The following is a 15,327-nucleotide window of genomic DNA, read 5'->3' as shown; positions in this document are numbered from 1 at the left end:
GGACGGTACAAGCTGCGACCCCCCGCAACCGAACCGGGGGCACCGCTGTGGACACCGGTCGGCCCAGCGCATACTGGGTTCCTTGATGCGAATGGGGGAAGGGCGGGAACCCGTTGCGCCGGATGCTGTCCGTGCACTTCGCGCCGAGCGCCCTGTTCGTCACATACGCCTGGACCCTCACCCGCGCGGGCGCGTTCTCCGGCCGCACCCGATGGCACGAAGCCCTCCCCGCCACCCCTGCCGCGGCCGCGGCCGCAATGCTCGCGATCTCCGCCTCCGCCGCACTGCTCGGCCTGCTGTTGCACCCTTTCCAGGTACGGGCCGTCCGGGTGCTGGAGGGCTACTGGGAGCGGTGGGCGCCGACGTCGCGGCTGGCGGGAGTGCTGGTGGAGTACCAGCGGCGCAGGTGGCTGGTCCTGTTCGACGCCACCACACGCGAGAACACGGCCGTGGAGAGCTCCACGGGCAAGAGCCTCGGCGAGCAGATACGGGAGCGGGACTCCCTCGCCCGCCTCGAACGCGACCGCCATCAGGCTGTCCGGCGACTGGCGGCGCTTCCTCCGGGCAACGTGCTGCTTCCCACAGCCCTCGGAAACGCCCTGCGTGCGGGCGAACTCAGAGCCGGAGAGCGCTACGGCCTGGCGACGCTGGCCTCCTGGCCGCGGATCCTCCCGCAGGTCTCCGGCCGCCTGGCCGCCGCGCTGAGTTCCGCCCGGGACTCCCTCGACACCGCGGTGAACCTGTGCCACTGCTTCCTCGCCTGCACCCTGGTCGGCGCGGTGGCCTTCCACGACGAACCGCGGCAGTGGTGGCTCCTCGCCGTGTCCCTGGCGGGCGCAGCCCTCGCGTACAAGGGGGCGGTGACGGCTGCCCAGGCGTACGCGGGGCTGATGTACGTCGTCTACGACCTGCACCGGCTCGATCTGGCCAAGGCGATGGGCCACGAACTCCCCGACCACGATGGTGAGTGGGACCTGTTCCGGCAAATATCCGACCGTCTGCGATGAGCGCTACGCCCGTACGAGGCTGACCGCGCCGCCCAGTCCCAGGAGATGCAGGCCCACGCCACCGGAGTCCGTGTCGATGGCGTCCCTCGGCCCTGAGTCGGTGACCCGTGTGAGGAGCATGCCCGTCGTCTGCACCGTGACCGGCCAGCTCCGGGGAACGGTCAGATGCACGTGCCCTGCGACCGCCGTGATGCGGACGGTCACGTCACCGTCGAGCGCCGAACCGGTGAGGTCCGCCCGTATCTCACCGGCGACGGCCCGCAGCTCCAGGAGCGGGTGCCGGGTGCGTTCTCCGATCGCCCCGGGACCGCGGACGCGGCCCGTGGACAGGAACCGCGTCCACCGCCCGTCCCCCGGCCGAACGGAGGGACGCAGCAACGCGACGCCCACGAGCGCGAGTGAGACGGGCAGGACGACGTTCACCAGGACACGGCCGCTGACGGCGTGCCCGTGGGCGAGCCCCACGAGTGCGATCGCGGCCAGGACGCCAGGGGCTATGAGGGAGCTGACGGCGACGAAGGACCGCACGAGGTTGAGTACCGCCAGCGCGAGCAGCAGCCAGGGCCACCACGTGACGGCCCACTCCGCTGCCACGCGCACCCGGTGCAGGGTGTCCCCTACGGCGAAGCTCCCGAGCGCCAGCGCGCCCAGACCCAGCCATGGGGCGGGACAACGCCCCCGTTCCCTGTCCGTCCGAGCCACGCGCGTCATCGTAGTGGCGGGCGTGGCCCAGGTTGCCGGACGGGTGGCTAGCTTTCGCCGCGGGCTTCGTTGAGTTCGGCGAGGGCCCTTTCGAGATGGGGCTCTGGCCTCCGGCCTTCGGCGGCGGCCGCGCTGTGGATCGAGGGCGGAAGCTCTCGATATCGGCAGCCCTGCGCGTGGGGGGCCTTGTATTTTTCGATGTACGCCGAGATCGCGGCTTTCCCCTGACGCACCGTATCGGCCCATGCCGTTACGGTGTCCCCGGTCTCTGGCTCTATGGGGATCTGCCCGAAGCATCCTTCACCGGAACATTCCTTGGTTCGGCGCCTCCGACGGGGGCCGACGAACCCTGGAAGTGTCATGGCGTGCATGTCCATTGTATTATTCCTCGCTAGGTTGGTCGGGGACGCCATTGAGTTCATTTAGGGCGGCATCGCGGTCGGCGTATTCGGACCTCTTGCTGTAGAGGTATGCAACCCATGCCGCATCCGCCACGGTGCAGACGAGCACCATGGAGAGGGCGATCCAGCGCCAAGTTTCCTGCTTGTCGCCCGGTGCCGGAGCAAGTGCGAGGGATACTCCGACTCCCAGCAGTAAGGCGCCTATATTGAAGCATGCCGCGGCCCGCCGTATGTATCGCTCCCAGATCTCGAAATCCTTCTGCTGGCGATGACATAGTTCTTTGAAGACGTCAGATCCGCGACGGACGTCGAACCCGTACCAGAAATCGATGTCCTGTACGGAGTAGTAGAAATGGCGTGCATGATAATGCAGTTGAATGCTGGCCACCAAGGACAGCGACGCTGCGACCAGGACGAGGAGAGTCGGCCCAGACCATACAAAGGTGTTCGAGTTTGCGCCCGCCACCACACCGGCCAGGGCCAGTGCGGCAGCCGTCAACATCGGGGCGGCGATGGAATGGGCTTCCTGGGCTGCATGTCCGAGTCCGAGTGGTTGCGGCCGCCCAAGCTTTGCCATGTCCCCCCACAGGAGCTCCCCGCATCCTGCTCGGAGCATGACAGATCATCAATAAACGCACCATAGGCTGAATCAAGTCACGTACAAGCGCAGACGGGGCGTTGTCAGAGGGCGGTCCTACGCTCGGCGGGGTTGGGGACTGCGGGGGTCGCCGCACAGGGGGTGGACGGTGAGTGTCATCGCGTGGGGGGACGTCGGGGAGCCGGCCGTGCCCGGGTACGGGATCGGGGTGGCGCAGCGGCTGGGTGGGGTCACCGCGGAGCTGGGGATCCGGGACGGGCGGGCCGTGCTGGGGTGGCGCAACGCGGCGGGCAAGGCACTGAGGGGCGCTCCGGCCGCCGTGCGGCGCGAGCACGCGGGGGAGTGGACGCGGCTCAGGGCGACCGTCGGGGACATCGACCGGACGCTGGCGGCGCAGGCCGCGTGGCTGGACCGGCAGTTCCCGGAACGGCGCACGTGGGCGTACCCCGTGTGGCGGGAGCGGCTGCTGGGCCATCCGCTGCTCGGGACCCTCGTCCGGCGCCTGCTGTGGACGGTCGACGGGGTCGCCTGCGGGTGGGCCGACGGCGGCCTGCGCACCCTCGACGGTGAGCGGGTCCTGGGCGGCGGGGAGGACGTCGTCGGACTGTGGCACCCCTGGGGGCGCGACCGCGCGGAGATCACCGCCTGGCGGGAGTGGCTGGAGCGGCACGGCGTCACGCAGCCCTTTCGGCAGGCCCACCGCGAGGTGTACGGCCTCGCGGACGCCGCACGCGTCAGCGCCACGCACCACGTCCTGAGACAGCACCGGTTCGCCTCGCTGGCCGCCGCCCGCGGCTGGCGGTACCGCCCGCGCCTGCCGGTCGACGAGGCCTTCCCGCCCGCCACGCGCGAACTCCCGCGGTGGGGGCTGCGGGCGGAGCTGCGGGTCCAGGGCGTCGACGGGGACGTCTTCGGTCACTTCGGCAGCCATCTGTACGTCGGCACGGACCAGGTGCGCTTCCTCCCGCTGCACGCCCGCGGGAACCGGGCCGCCGATCCGCTGCCGCTCGCCGACGTCCCGCCGCTCGTCCTCAGCGAAGTCCTGCGCGACGTGGACCTCTTCGTGGGCGCCGCTGGCATCGGCAACGACCCCACCTGGCAGGACGGCGGCCCCGACGGCCGCTTCCGCGCCTACTGGGCGTCCTACGGCTTCGGCGAGCTGACCCCGTGCGCGAAGACGCGCCGCGAGGTGCTGTCCCGCCTCGTGCCGCGGCTGGCCATCGCCGGACGCTGCACCGTCGAGGGCCGCTTCCTGCACGTCCGCGGTGACCGGCACACGTACCGGATCCACATAGGTTCCGGCAACGTCCTCATCTCCCCCGGCGACCGCCACCTGTGCGTCGTCCCGCCCGCCCACGCCTGCGCGCTCCCGCGCCCCCTGCCCTTCGAGGGCGACCCCATGCTGTCGGTGGTCCTCGGCAAGACGCTGCTCCTCGCCCACGACACGGAGATCACCGACCCGACGATCGTGAGCCGGCTGTGAAGCGCGCAAGGACCCCGGGATGCTCGCCCTGGGAGGACGAGGGCCGGATCGAATTCATCGCCCGGCTCGCCGCGGAGGGGGAGGTGACCGAGCTGGCCGGGCATCTGCTGGCGGCGGCCGACTGCGAGGGCTACGCAGCGGTGTCCCGTCTGAAGGCGATGCCCTGGGAACGACGTGTCGCCCTCGCGAGGCTGCTCGTCGAGCGTGCCAACGCGCCCGGCTCTACGCCCGACCGGTACGAGCGTGTCATGGTGCTGCTGGCCACGGTGTCCCGGGGTTTCGTGCACGACGCGTGGTGCGGCGTCTGGAACGACAGGCTGGAGGGCATCGCCCGTAGGTCGTACTGGTTCGACTGCGACGACGAGATGCCCCCGGTCGCCGAGGCCCTGCTCGACGCAGGACGTCCTCTGTCGGCGGAGGTCGTCGGGATGATCCGCAGGTGCGCGCACCATGGCCTCGGCTGGGCGCAGCTGCTGCTCGACCGCCTCCCCGAGCCGCCCCTCAATCCCGGTGAGCTCTGGTCCGACCGGGTGCTGGCCCAGCTACCGGAACTCGGCGATCCCTGGCGGCGGCTGATCCCGCATCTGCGTGCCGCCAAGCCGGCGCCCAGCGCGCGCTGGGACCGGGCGGCGGGCACGATCCTCGACGGCGTCGACGCCGAGACGGTGCGCCGTACCGCCACCCCCTGGCTCGCGCTGGCCACCCACGGCGGAAGCGCCGAGGCGGCCGGCCACGACCCCTGGAACGTCACCGCCGTCCGCGGCCTGGCCTGGCTGCTGTCGTCGCCGTCCGTGCCTCCCCACCCGGAGACCGTCCGCGTTCTGGGTGCCCTCGTCGAACGTTCCCCGGTCAAGACCGTCGTCGCCGGTGCCGGCATACGCGCCCTGGCCCGCCTGGACGGTGACGCCGGCCGGGACGAGCTGCGCAGGCTCGCGGGGTGTGCCGGCCACACGGTCACCCGCAGGCAGATCCGCCGCGCGCTGACCCCGGGAACGCCCGAGGGCCCCGCTGCCGGCTGACCGGCTGCGGGGCCCTCGGGGGAGCCTCGGCGGAGGGGATCAGAAGCGACGCGTGATGAGCGCGCGCTTCACCTCCTGGATCGCCTTGGTGACCTCGATGCCACGCGGGCAGGCGTCGGTGCAGTTGAACGTGGTGCGGCAGCGCCACACGCCGTCCTTGTCGTTCAGCACCTCGAGCCGCTGCTCGCCGCCCTCGTCACGCGAGTCGAAGATGAAGCGGTGGGCGTTGACGATGGCCGCCGGGCCGAAGTACTGGCCGTCGTTCCAGAAGACCGGGCAGGACGACGTGCACGCGGCGCACAGGATGCACTTGGTGGTGTCGTCGAAGCGCGCGCGGTCCTCGGCGGACTGCAGGCGCTCGCGCGTCGGCTCGTTGCCCTTGGTGATGAGGAAGGGCATCACGTCCCGGTAGGCCTGGAAGAACGGGTCCATGTCGACGACCAGGTCCTTCAGCACCGTCAGGCCCTTGATGGGCTCGACGGTGATGGGCTTGTCCGGGTTGATGTCCTTGATCAGGGTCTTGCAGGCCAGCCGGTTGCGGCCGTTGATGCGCATGGCGTCGGAGCCGCAGATGCCGTGGGCGCAGGAGCGACGGAACGTCAGCGTTCCGTCCATGTCCCACTTGATCTTGTGGAGGCCGTCGAGGACCCGCTCCTTGGGGTCGATCTCCAGCTCGAAGTCCTGCCAGGTGGCCTCGTCCGAGATCTCCGGGTTGAACCGGCGGATCCGGAAGGTGACCGTGATGTAGGGCGAGGCCTCGGCCTCGGCCTCGACCTTGTCGAGGGTCGCGGTGCTCATCAGTACTTACGCTCCATCGGCTGGTAGCGGGTCTGCACGACCGGCTTGTAGTCGAGACGGATCGCCTCGGTGCCGTCGGCACCCACCTCGCGGTACGCCATCGTGTGCCGCATGAAGTTGACGTCGTCGCGGTTCGGGTAGTCCTCGCGGTAGTGGCCGCCGCGGGACTCCTTGCGGGCCAGGGCCGAGACCGCCATGACCTCGGCGAGGTCGAGCAGGTTGCCGAGCTCGATGGCCTCGAGCAGGTCGGTGTTGAACCGCTTGCCCTTGTCCTGGATCGACACGTTCCGGTACCGCGCGCGCAGCTCGCCGATCTTCTCGACGGCGGTCTTGATGGTCTGCTCGGTGCGGAACACCATGACGTTCGCGTCCATGGTCTCCTGCAGCTCCTTGCGCAGCTGCGCGACCCGCTCGTTGCCGGTGGAGGCACGCAGCCGCTCCACCAGGTCGACCACGAACTGGGCCGGGGCCTCGGGGAGCTCGACGTAGTCGTGGTCCGCGGAGTACTCGGCGGCGGCGACGCCGGCCCGCCGGCCGAAGACGTTGATGTCCAGCAGCGAGTTGGTGCCGAGGCGGTTGGCGCCGTGCACGGAGACGCAGGCGACCTCGCCGGCGGCGTACAGGCCCGGGACGACGGTGGTGTTGTCCGACAGGACCTCACCCTGGACGTTGGTGGGGATGCCGCCCATGGCGTAGTGCGCGGTCGGCTGGATCGGGATCGGGTCCGTGTAGGGCTCGATGCCGAGGTAGGTCCGCGCGAACTCGGTGATGTCCGGGAGCTTGGCGTCCAGCTGCTCCGGCGGCAGGTGGGTCAGGTCGAGGTAGACGTGGTCGCCCTCGGGACCGCAGCCGCGGCCCTCGCGGATCTCGGTGTAGATCGCCCGGGAGACGACGTCACGCGAGGCGAGGTCCTTCATGACCGGCGCGTACTTCTCCATGAAGCGCTCGCCGTCCTTGTTGCGGAGGATGCCGCCCTCACCGCGGGCGCCCTCCGTCAGCAGGATGCCCATGCGCCAGATGCCGGTCGGGTGGAACTGGAAGAACTCCATGTCCTCCAGCGGCAGACCGCGGCGGTAGACGGCGGCCTGGCCGTCACCGGTGAGGGTGTGCGCGTTGGAGGTGACCTTGAAGAACTTGCCGGTGCCGCCGGAGGCGTACACCACGGCCTTCGCCTGGAAGACGTGGATCTCGCCGGTGGCCAGCTCGTAGGCGATGACGCCGGCGGACCGCTTGACGCCGTCCTCCTCGACGATGAGCTGGTCGAGGACGTAGAACTCGTTGAAGAACTCCACGCCCTCCTTGACGCAGTTCTGGTACAGCGTCTGGAGGATCATGTGGCCGGTGCGGTCGGCCGCGTAGCAGGCACGGCGGACCGGGGCCTCGCCGTGGTTGCGGGAGTGGCCGCCGAAGCGGCGCTGGTCGATCCGGCCCTCGGGGGTGCGGTTGAAGGGCAGGCCCATCTTCTCGAGGTCGAGGACCGCGTCGATGGCCTCCTTCGCCAGGATCTCGGCGGCGTCCTGGTCGACCAGGTAGTCACCGCCCTTGATCGTGTCGAAGGTGTGCCACTCCCAGTTGTCGTCCTCGACGTTCGCGAGGGCCGCGGCCATGCCGCCCTGGGCGGCGCCGGTGTGGGAGCGGGTGGGGTAGAGCTTCGTCAGCACGGCGGTGCGGCTGCGCTTCGTCGCCTCGATGGCGGCGCGCATGCCGGCGCCGCCCGCGCCGACGATGACGGTGTCGTACTTGTGGATCTGCATGAGGGGTCGCTTCCCTGTCCAGCCCTGGCTAGCGGATGTTCGGGTCGAAGGTGAAGATCACCAGCGTGCCGAGGACGATGGTGAACGCGGTCGCGGTGTAGACCAGCATCTTCAGCCAGAACCGGGTGTTGTCCCGCTCCGCGTAGTCGTTGATCACGGTGCGCAGGCCGTTGCCGCCGTGCAGCATCGCCAGCCACAGCATGAGCAGGTCCCAGGTCTGCCAGAACGGCGAGGCCCAGCGGCCGGCGACGAAGGCGAAGCCGACCTTGGTGACGCCGCCGTCGAGCACGAGCTGGATCAGCAGGTGACCGATGACCAGGACGACCAGGACGATGCCGGACAGGCGCATGAAGAGCCAGCCGTACATCTCGAAGTTGGTCCGGGTGCTGCGCGGGGTGCGCTTGGTCCGGGCGCGCGGCGGCTCGATGACCGGGGCCGGGTTGTCGGGGCCGTAGGCGGCGCTGGAGGAGCTGAGCTCCACGTGGTCCGTTGCGGACATGACTTCGCTCAGCTCCCGAACAGCACTCGTGCGGCGTGACCGAGGACGGGGTAGATGGCCCCGATCATCAGCACGACCCAGATTCCGATGACCGTCCACAGCATCTGCTTCTGGTACTTCGGGCCCTTGGACCAGAAGTCCACGGCGATGACGCGCAGGCCGTTCAGAGCGTGGAAGAGGACAGCCGCGACCAGCCCGTACTCGAGCAGGCTGACGATGGGCTGCTTGTAGGTGTTGACGACCTTGTCGTAGTCCTCGGGGGAGACACGCACCAGTGCGGTGTCGAGGACGTGGACGAACAGGAAGAAGAAGATGAGGACACCGGTGACTCGATGAGCCACCCATGACCACATGCCTTCCCGGCCGCGGTACAACGTTCCAGCCGGCACGGAAAAAACCCTCCGGGAGCGGTGTGGGGCCTGCCGGCTTCGTTGGTCGGTCGGCCCGGCCGGGTACGGTCCTCCGGCCCTGGCCATCGTAGCGACGGCTTGTCGGCCACGTCCTGCCGGGTCCTTCAGGTGTGATCGATCCCGCACGTGTGGGTGTATCGGCCGGGAACCCCCGGCTCGCCCCGCGCGTCCCCGACGGCCAGTCGCCCCAGGCGGGACCGGGTGACGCGGCGCAGTTCCTCGGCGGCCGTGACCCGCTCCTCGTCCGGTTCGTTGGCGAGACGCTGACGGAGTGACGCCAGCATCCGGTCGAGGGACTCACCGGGGTGCACCCCGTCGAGGCAGAGCACGAAGACGTGGCCGAAGCGAGCCTCGTACGCGGCCTGCGCTGCCCGCAGCGCCGTGTGCGCGGCGAGGCTGCCGCGGGTGGGGGCGGCGTCCGGCGGGGCGCCGGCCGCTTCGGCGGCGAGGGCCTCGGCGAGGTCGGCGGGCGTGAGGTCGTAGGCGGCCTCGTCGGCGGCGGCCAGCAGTGCGGCCAGGTCGGGGTAGGGGCGGTGCGCGGCGACCCTGCGGGCCCAGCGCAGGCTGCCGCAGCAGGTCAGCAGGACGGCCTCCGCCGCCCCGGGGGAGGCCTCGTTGAGCCGCCGCAGGCCGTGCGGGAGGCCGGGACGGCCCGTCGGCGCCGGTCGGGGCGCCCGGCCGCGTGACTGCGCCGGGAGGTGCGCAGGGAGGTGCGCCGGGACCCGCGGCGGGACGGCGGGGGTGTCGCTGGACAGCGGTGGGCTCCTGGGAGGGAACGGTGACGGGGGTGGGGGGAACCGCGAGGCGGCTGCGCGGCGTGAACCACAGGGGGACGACGAGTGACGACCACCGTATCGGCCTATGTTCGGCCCTGTACGACGGATGCACGAATTTCACTCGTACGGGAACGAAAGTGCACGGCTTCCCCTGGTCCGCACGGCGAGATGCGCACAGCGGGCATAAATTCGGATCATGTGGCAGATGCGGGCGAAACGTGCGTCGGCGTACGCGGCGGCGGCCGTGCTGACCGCCGTGCTGACCGGCGTGCTCGGGGCCGGTCCCGCGCTCGCCGCACCCGCGGGGACCGCGGCCCCCGGCGCCCCGCCGACGGAGCGGGTGAGCACGTCCGCCGGGTTCCCCTCGATCCCCGCCGTCCGTTCCTTCACCCCTGCCGCCGGTACCGACGCCTTCGTACCGGGCCCCGGCTCGCGGGTGGTGGCGCCCGCCGGGAGCGCCGTGGAGGACGAGGCGCGGCTGCTCGCGGAGGAGCTCCGCCGGCCGTACGTCAGTGGGCCCGCCAAACCGGGGGACATCGCACTTTCACTCGAACGGAGTAATGCGGGCCCGGAGTCGTACGAGATGACAAGTTCGGCCGACGGGGTGACAGTACGCGCCGGCACCGACGCCGGGGTCTTCTACGGCACGCGAACCCTCCTCCAGGCGGTCCGTTCCACCGGACGGGTGCCGGCCGGCACCGTCGAGGACCGCCCGGACCGGCCGGAGCGCGGACTGATGATCGACATCGGGCGCAAGTACTTCAGCCGCGAATGGCTGGAGGCCAGGGTCCGCGAGCTGGGCGACCTGAAGTACAACCAGCTCCACCTCCACCTCAGCGACGACCAGGGCTTCCGCGTCCAGAGCGACAGCCACCCCGAGATCGTCTCGCCCCGGCACCTGTCGAAGGAGGACATCCGCGCCGTCGTCGACCTGGCCGCGCAGCGGCACATCACCGTCGTCCCGGAGATCGACAGCCCCGGTCACATGGGTGCCGTGCTCGACGCCCACCCGGACCTCCAGCTGCGTTCCGTGGACGGCACCCCCGTGCGCGGGGCGCTGGACATCTCCCGGCCCGGTGCCGCGGACGTCGTCGACGACCTGCTCAAGGAGTACGCAGCGCTCTTCCCCGGCGCGTACTGGCACGTCGGCGGCGACGAGTACGGACCGCTCGTGGCGGACCACCCCGAGACGTCCTTCCCGCAGCTCGCCGCGTACGCGCGCGAGCGCTACGGCCCGGACGCCGGCGTGGCCGACGCGGCGGCCGGCTGGCTCAACGACCGCGCCGCCACCCTGCGGTCGCTCGGCAAACGGGCCGAGGCCTGGAACGACGGCTTCTCCGACGGCGCCCGGGTCGCCGCGGACCCGGACCGGGTGGTCGCCTACTGGTCCAGCAACAAACTGCGCGGACGGCTGCCCGAGGACCTCCTGCGCGAGGGCCGGCAGCTGCTCAACCTCAACTCCTGGTACCTCTACTACGTCCTCGGCGCGCCGGCGAACTTCCCCTACCCCAGCGGGCGGCGCATCTACGAGGAGTGGACTCCGGCCGTCGTCTACCGGGACGGCGCCGTGCCCGCGGCGCTCGCGGGACCGGACCGCATCCTCGGCGCGCGGCTGGCCGTGTGGTGCGACCGGGCGGACGCCCAGACCGAGGACGAGGTCGCGGCCGGCATCCGGATGCCCCTGCGCGCGCTCACCCAGAAGCTCTGGGACCCCGGCCCGCCGGTCCTGAGCTGGCAGGACTTCAGCACCCTCGCCGACCGGGCCGGCTGAGCCGCCGTACCCGGCCGTCTCAGGTGAAGCGGCCGAAGTCCGCCTCCCCCCACAGGAGCGTCTTCGGCCGCTTCTGATTGTTAAAGCGTCAACGCGGCCGAAAATGTCACACCCATCGCCAGGGCGGCCCGACAGGTGTGACGATTCAGTGCGAATCCACGCTGTACAGGATGTCGGCGATTCGAGAGGACAGTGTGGCCAGCAACGGGGGGCGCCACGACCCGCGGACCGACCGCGACATGGAGCTCGGGGCCGCGGTCGGGCGCGCCCAGGGCGGGGACGAGCACGCCTTCGCGGTGGTCTACCGGCTGGTCCAGCCGTTGCTGCTCGGCTACGTGCGCGGCCTCGTCGGCGACGACGCGGAGGACGTCACCTCCGAGGCCTGGCTCGAAATCGCCCGCGACCTCCGCCGGTTCCGCGGGGACGGGGCGGGCTTCCGGGGCTGGGCGGCGACCATAGCCCGGCACCGGGCCCTGGACCACCTGCGGCGCCAGGACGCCAGGCCCCGTGCCCGCCCCCTCGACACCGAACTGCTGGACCTCCCCGCGGCCGAGGACACCGCGGACCGCGCGCTGGAGGCGCTGGCCACCGAGCGCGCGCTCTCCCTGATCTCCTCGCTCCCGCCCGACCAGGCGGAGGCGGTGCTGCTGCGCGTCGTCGTCGGGCTCGACGGGGTGTCCGCGGCCCGGGTGCTGGGCAAGCGGCCGGGAGCGGTCCGTACGGCGGCGCACCGCGGTCTGAAGCGGCTCTCCCGGCTGCTGTCCTGACCCCTGGTGACCGGCGGGTAGCCGCCCCCGGACGTCCTGCCGGCGCCCATCATGGGACAGTATGGTGCGCGATTCCGAGGGGGAGGCCCGCACGTGGATTTGGCGACCGCGGTACGCGCGGCGCAAGAGGGGGACGAGGACGGCTTCCGGTTCGTGTACCGAGCGGTGCAGCCGCAACTGCTGCAGTACGTACGCTCGCTGGTCGGCGCGGGGGACGCCGAGGACGTGGCGTCGGAGGCGTGGTTGCAGATAGCGCGCGACCTGCCGGCCTTCCACGGTGACGGGGACGCGGTACGCGGCTGGGCGGCCCGGGTCGCCCGCAACCGGGCGCTGGACCACCTGCGGGCGGTGGGCCGCCGACCGCTGGCCGCCGCCGGGGTGGAGGAACTGCTCGACCGGCCCGCCGTCTCGGACACCGCCGAGGAGGCGGTCGCCGCGGTGGGCACCGGCGCCGCCCTGGCGGCGATCGCCGCCCTTCCCCAGGACCAGGCCGAGGCCGTGCTGCTGCGCGTCGTGATGGGCCTGGACTCCCGGTCGGCGGCCGAGGTCGTCGGCAAGAGGCCCGGTGCGATGCGCATGGCCACCAGCCGCGGCCTGCGCCGCCTGGCTGAGCTGCTGGATTCCGACGGCGGGTCGTCAAGTGTGACGTTTTCGGCGTCCCGAACGCTTGAGGACATGAGATGAGCGATAACCGAGGACAGGACTGGCTGGACGAGGCCACCGCCGAGCGGTTGCTGCGGGGTGCCCACGGTGACGACCCCGCGGAGCGGGCCTGGCGCGACGAGCGCGCCGCCGCCCTGGCCGGGTTGCTGGCCGCCGCCGCGGCTCCCGCGCCCCTCGACCCGGAACGCGAGGAGGCCGCCGTCGCCGCGTTCCGTGCCGCGCGCGGCGACGACGCGCTCACCGGAGGCTCCGCGGGCGTCCGCCTCGGCACGGCCGACGACTGGTCGCCCGGAGCGGGCGCGGGCGCGGTGTCCCGGAGCGGGCGGAGCCGTACGGCCCGTCACTCCAGATCGCTGACGGGGACGTTGATCGCGACCGCCGCGGTGGCCGCCGCCGGCGCGCTGCCGGCCCTGCTCGGCAACGGCGTCCCGGACCCCTCCCCGGTGCACACCCAGAGCGCGGCGACGGCGGCCTCGGAAAGCGGTTCGCCGTCACCCGGCCGCACGGCCCCGCCGACCTCCCGCCCCGGTCCCGGCCACGGCCGCCCGGCGGGCGGCACCGGCGGCACCCACGGCACCGTCCTGCCCGGCCGGCCGGCCGGGACGCCGTCCGCCACGCCGGCCCTGGACCACAAGGCGCTGTGCCGGGCCTACGCCGCGGCCGGCCGGTACCGCAAGGGCGTGGACGAGCAGGCCTACAAGCAGCTGCGCAAGGCGGCGGGCGGCGGCCAGCGCCAGGTCCGCCGCTACTGCGCCGGGCTGCTCGGCTGGAACGCCGGGCACGAGGGGAACGGCGGCAAGGCCGGGAAGGGGGACGAGCGGGGCGACGACGACTCCCGGGACGCCCGCGGCCGTTGGAAGAACCGTTCCGGCGGACACCACCGCCAGGGCGGCCACGGCCCGCGCGGCACCTCACGGTCCGCCCCGGCCGCACCATCCGTACCGGCCTCCAAGGCCGCACCGTCCGCCCAGGCCGTACCCCCCGACGGGCGGCCGGGACCGCACCGCGGCCACGGCCGCGAGTGACACTTTCCGGCCGCCGCGCGCTCCCATGGACGGGCCGACTGGTCATCGGCCCCGCGGATCCGGGCTCTTCCCGTGCCCACGGGTCCGCACCCGAGCGCGGCCGGGCAGCTCTCCCTCCCGGCCGCGCTCCCGGGCGCGGCGCGTGCGGGGTGTGACACTTTCGGCCTCCCGGGCGCTTTAACCAGTAGACCGACTGGTCATCGGTCGAGGGGTCGCCCGGTCCCCCCGTATCGGGCCCCCAACGAGGGACGTGGGCGGAGCGCTTTCCCCCCGCTCCGCCCGCGTCCTCACGTAGCGCCGCAGGAGCGGCGGCGTAGGGTCGACGACGTGATCTTCCGGATCGAGCGGCACTGCCCGCTCCCCGCCGCCGAGGCCTGGCGCCGGGTCACCGACTGGGAACGCCACGCGGAGCTGGTGCCGTTCACCACCGCCGTCGTCACGGGGGAGCGGTCGTTCACGGCACGCACCGGACTCGGGCGGATGGCCGTCGACGACCCCATGGAGATCGTGCGCTGGGAGCCGCCGGACGCGGGCCGTCCCGGGCGGTGCCGGCTGGAGAAGCGCGGCCGGACCGTGCTCGGCTGGGCCGAGATCGAGGTGTGGCCGCGGGAGGAGGGGGGCTCACGCGTGGTGTGGCGCGAGGAGTTGAGGGTGCGCCCGCTGCCGGGGGCGTTCGACCGGCCCACCGCGTGGGCCGGCCGGCTGCTGTTCGGGCGGGCGCTGGACGGGCTCCTGGCCCGGGGTCACCAGTAGACGACGACCTTGTCGCCGACCCGCACCTGGTCGAAGAGCGCCGAGATCTTCGCGCGGTCGCGCACGTTGACGCAGCCGTGCGAGGCCCCCGCGTAGCCGCGGGCCGCGAAGTCGGCCGAGTAGTGCACCGCCTGGCCGCCGCTGAAGAACATCGCGTACGGCATGGGCGTGTGGTAGATCGTCGACACGTGGTTCCGGCTCTTGGCGAAGACGCTGAAGGTGCCCTCGCGGGTCGGCGTGTACTGGGAGCCGAAGCGGACGTCCATCGCGGAGACGACCTTGCCGTTCACCACCCAGGCCAGGGTGCGGCTGTTCTTGCTGACGCACAGCACGCGGCCGGTCATGCAGCGCGGGTCGAGCTTCGCCACCGGGTTGCTGGTCGGCGGGTACATGGCGCCGCGCGTGGGCTGCCGGGTGACCGAGCGCAGCTTCGCCCAGGTCCTGTCGGTGACGGTGCCCGAGGCGGGCAGCTTGTGACGGGACTGGAAGGCGCGCACCGCGGAGGCGGTGACGTCGCCGTAGTAGCCGGTGGGGTTGCGGCCGAAGAGACCGAGCTGCTTCAGCCGCGCCTGCAGTTCGCGCACCTTCGCGCTGCTGCTGCCCCGTGCGATCACGACGACCGGCCGGGGCGTGCGGTCGGCCTCCGGCTTCTTCGTGGCGGACGGCGACGCCGTCGGCGAGGGGGAGCCGCTGCTCGGCGCCGTGCTCGGGCTCGGGCTCGCGGAGGGGCTCGCCGCGGGGCCCGCGGTGTCCGGTGCCACGGAGGCCCTGGCGGTGGGCTCGCTCGCCTGGGCCGTACAGCCGGCGAGGAGGGCCCCGGTGAGCAGCGCGGCGGCCGCGGCCGCCGCGCGTGATCTTGTGACGGATATGAGTGCCACTGCGTCCCCCTGGAGATGAGTCG

Annotated in this window: 16 protein-coding genes; 8 read left to right on the top strand and 8 right to left on the bottom strand. The window is 72.1% G+C overall.

Annotated elements, in window-relative coordinates; translation table 11 throughout:
- The first annotated feature begins 122 nt into the window (after positions 1 to 122).
- Positions 123 to 1,007 (top strand): hypothetical protein, encoded by an 885-nt coding sequence (locus ACFV3E_RS22130; protein WP_500536162.1) that lies wholly within the window; start codon positions 123 to 125, stop codon positions 1,005 to 1,007.
- A gap of 3 nt (positions 1,008 to 1,010) precedes the next feature.
- On the opposite strand, the gene ACFV3E_RS22125 is transcribed toward ACFV3E_RS22130, so the two are convergent.
- Both ACFV3E_RS22125 and ACFV3E_RS22120 read right to left on the bottom strand, forming a co-directional pair.
- Positions 1,011 to 1,709 carry a hypothetical protein gene (locus tag ACFV3E_RS22125; protein ID WP_500536161.1) on the bottom strand — a complete coding sequence of 233 codons (699 nt, stop codon included), beginning with the start codon at positions 1,707 to 1,709 and terminating at the stop codon, positions 1,011 to 1,013.
- A 381-nt stretch (positions 1,710 to 2,090) separates the two neighbouring features.
- Positions 2,091 to 2,612, bottom strand: coding sequence for a hypothetical protein (locus tag ACFV3E_RS22120; RefSeq protein WP_500536160.1), 522 nt, complete (start codon positions 2,610 to 2,612; stop codon positions 2,091 to 2,093).
- A gap of 244 nt (positions 2,613 to 2,856) precedes the next feature.
- On the opposite strand from ACFV3E_RS22120, the gene ACFV3E_RS22115 reads away from it, so the two are divergent.
- The gene (locus tag ACFV3E_RS22115; RefSeq protein ID WP_500536159.1) at positions 2,857 to 4,191 is read left to right on the top strand and encodes a DUF4132 domain-containing protein; all 1,335 of its coding nucleotides are present in this window, start codon (positions 2,857 to 2,859) and stop codon (positions 4,189 to 4,191) included.
- A complete protein-coding gene (locus ACFV3E_RS22110; RefSeq protein WP_500536158.1) occupies positions 4,188 to 5,210 on the top strand; it encodes a hypothetical protein in 1,023 nt (340 codons plus the stop codon). The genes ACFV3E_RS22115 and ACFV3E_RS22110 overlap by 4 nt, the downstream gene beginning before the upstream one ends.
- Positions 5,211 to 5,249: 39 nt before the next feature.
- Here ACFV3E_RS22110 and ACFV3E_RS22105 read toward each other — a convergent pair whose 3' ends face one another.
- The 5 genes from ACFV3E_RS22105 to ACFV3E_RS22085 all read right to left on the bottom strand — a co-directional run bounded on the left by ACFV3E_RS22105 (position 5,250) and on the right by ACFV3E_RS22085 (position 9,426).
- Entirely contained in the window at positions 5,250 to 6,008 is a 759-nt protein-coding gene (locus ACFV3E_RS22105; RefSeq protein ID WP_500536157.1) for a succinate dehydrogenase iron-sulfur subunit, read from the bottom strand.
- Positions 6,008 to 7,762: a succinate dehydrogenase flavoprotein subunit gene (gene sdhA, locus ACFV3E_RS22100; protein WP_500536156.1), complete on the bottom strand. Its 1,755-nt coding sequence runs from the start codon at positions 7,760 to 7,762 to the stop codon at positions 6,008 to 6,010. The genes ACFV3E_RS22105 and sdhA overlap by 1 nt, the downstream gene beginning before the upstream one ends.
- Before the next feature lie 28 nt (positions 7,763 to 7,790).
- Positions 7,791 to 8,261 (bottom strand): succinate dehydrogenase hydrophobic membrane anchor subunit, encoded by a 471-nt coding sequence (locus tag ACFV3E_RS22095; RefSeq protein WP_500536155.1) that lies wholly within the window; start codon positions 8,259 to 8,261, stop codon positions 7,791 to 7,793.
- 8 nt (positions 8,262 to 8,269) lie between these two features.
- The gene (gene sdhC / locus ACFV3E_RS22090) at positions 8,270 to 8,650 is read right to left on the bottom strand and encodes a succinate dehydrogenase, cytochrome b556 subunit (RefSeq protein WP_499513584.1); all 381 of its coding nucleotides are present in this window, start codon (positions 8,648 to 8,650) and stop codon (positions 8,270 to 8,272) included.
- Positions 8,651 to 8,775: 125 nt separating this feature from the next.
- Complete coding sequence (locus ACFV3E_RS22085; protein ID WP_500536241.1) at positions 8,776 to 9,426, bottom strand: 2-oxo-4-hydroxy-4-carboxy-5-ureidoimidazoline decarboxylase; 651 nt, start codon at positions 9,424 to 9,426, stop codon at positions 8,776 to 8,778.
- 226 nt (positions 9,427 to 9,652) lie between these two features.
- Between ACFV3E_RS22085 and ACFV3E_RS22080 the strand changes: the two genes are divergently transcribed.
- The 5 genes from ACFV3E_RS22080 to ACFV3E_RS22060 all read left to right on the top strand — a co-directional run bounded on the left by ACFV3E_RS22080 (position 9,653) and on the right by ACFV3E_RS22060 (position 14,426).
- Positions 9,653 to 11,218, top strand: coding sequence for a beta-N-acetylhexosaminidase (locus ACFV3E_RS22080; protein ID WP_500536154.1), 1,566 nt, complete (start codon positions 9,653 to 9,655; stop codon positions 11,216 to 11,218).
- A gap of 239 nt (positions 11,219 to 11,457) precedes the next feature.
- The gene (locus ACFV3E_RS22075) at positions 11,458 to 11,985 is read left to right on the top strand and encodes an RNA polymerase sigma factor (protein WP_500536240.1); all 528 of its coding nucleotides are present in this window, start codon (positions 11,458 to 11,460) and stop codon (positions 11,983 to 11,985) included.
- 51 nt (positions 11,986 to 12,036) lie between these two features.
- Entirely contained in the window at positions 12,037 to 12,669 is a 633-nt protein-coding gene (locus ACFV3E_RS22070) for an RNA polymerase sigma factor (RefSeq protein WP_500536153.1), read from the top strand.
- The gene (locus ACFV3E_RS22065) at positions 12,666 to 13,673 is read left to right on the top strand and encodes a hypothetical protein (protein WP_500536152.1); all 1,008 of its coding nucleotides are present in this window, start codon (positions 12,666 to 12,668) and stop codon (positions 13,671 to 13,673) included. The genes ACFV3E_RS22070 and ACFV3E_RS22065 overlap by 4 nt, the downstream gene beginning before the upstream one ends.
- 327 nt (positions 13,674 to 14,000) lie before the next feature.
- Positions 14,001 to 14,426, top strand: coding sequence for an SRPBCC family protein (locus tag ACFV3E_RS22060; protein WP_500536151.1), 426 nt, complete (start codon positions 14,001 to 14,003; stop codon positions 14,424 to 14,426).
- Here ACFV3E_RS22060 and ACFV3E_RS22055 read toward each other — a convergent pair.
- Positions 14,417 to 15,304 carry a L,D-transpeptidase family protein gene (locus ACFV3E_RS22055; protein ID WP_500536150.1) on the bottom strand — a complete coding sequence of 296 codons (888 nt, stop codon included), beginning with the start codon at positions 15,302 to 15,304 and terminating at the stop codon, positions 14,417 to 14,419. The two genes, ACFV3E_RS22060 and ACFV3E_RS22055, sit on opposite strands and share 10 nt — an antisense overlap.
- Between the last annotated feature and the right edge of the window lie 23 nt (positions 15,305 to 15,327).

Source organism: Streptomyces sp. NPDC059718, from assembly GCF_042733315.1.
GTDB lineage: Bacteria > Actinomycetota > Actinomycetes > Streptomycetales > Streptomycetaceae > Actinacidiphila.
This window is presented reverse-complemented; position numbering and strand designations above follow the sequence as displayed.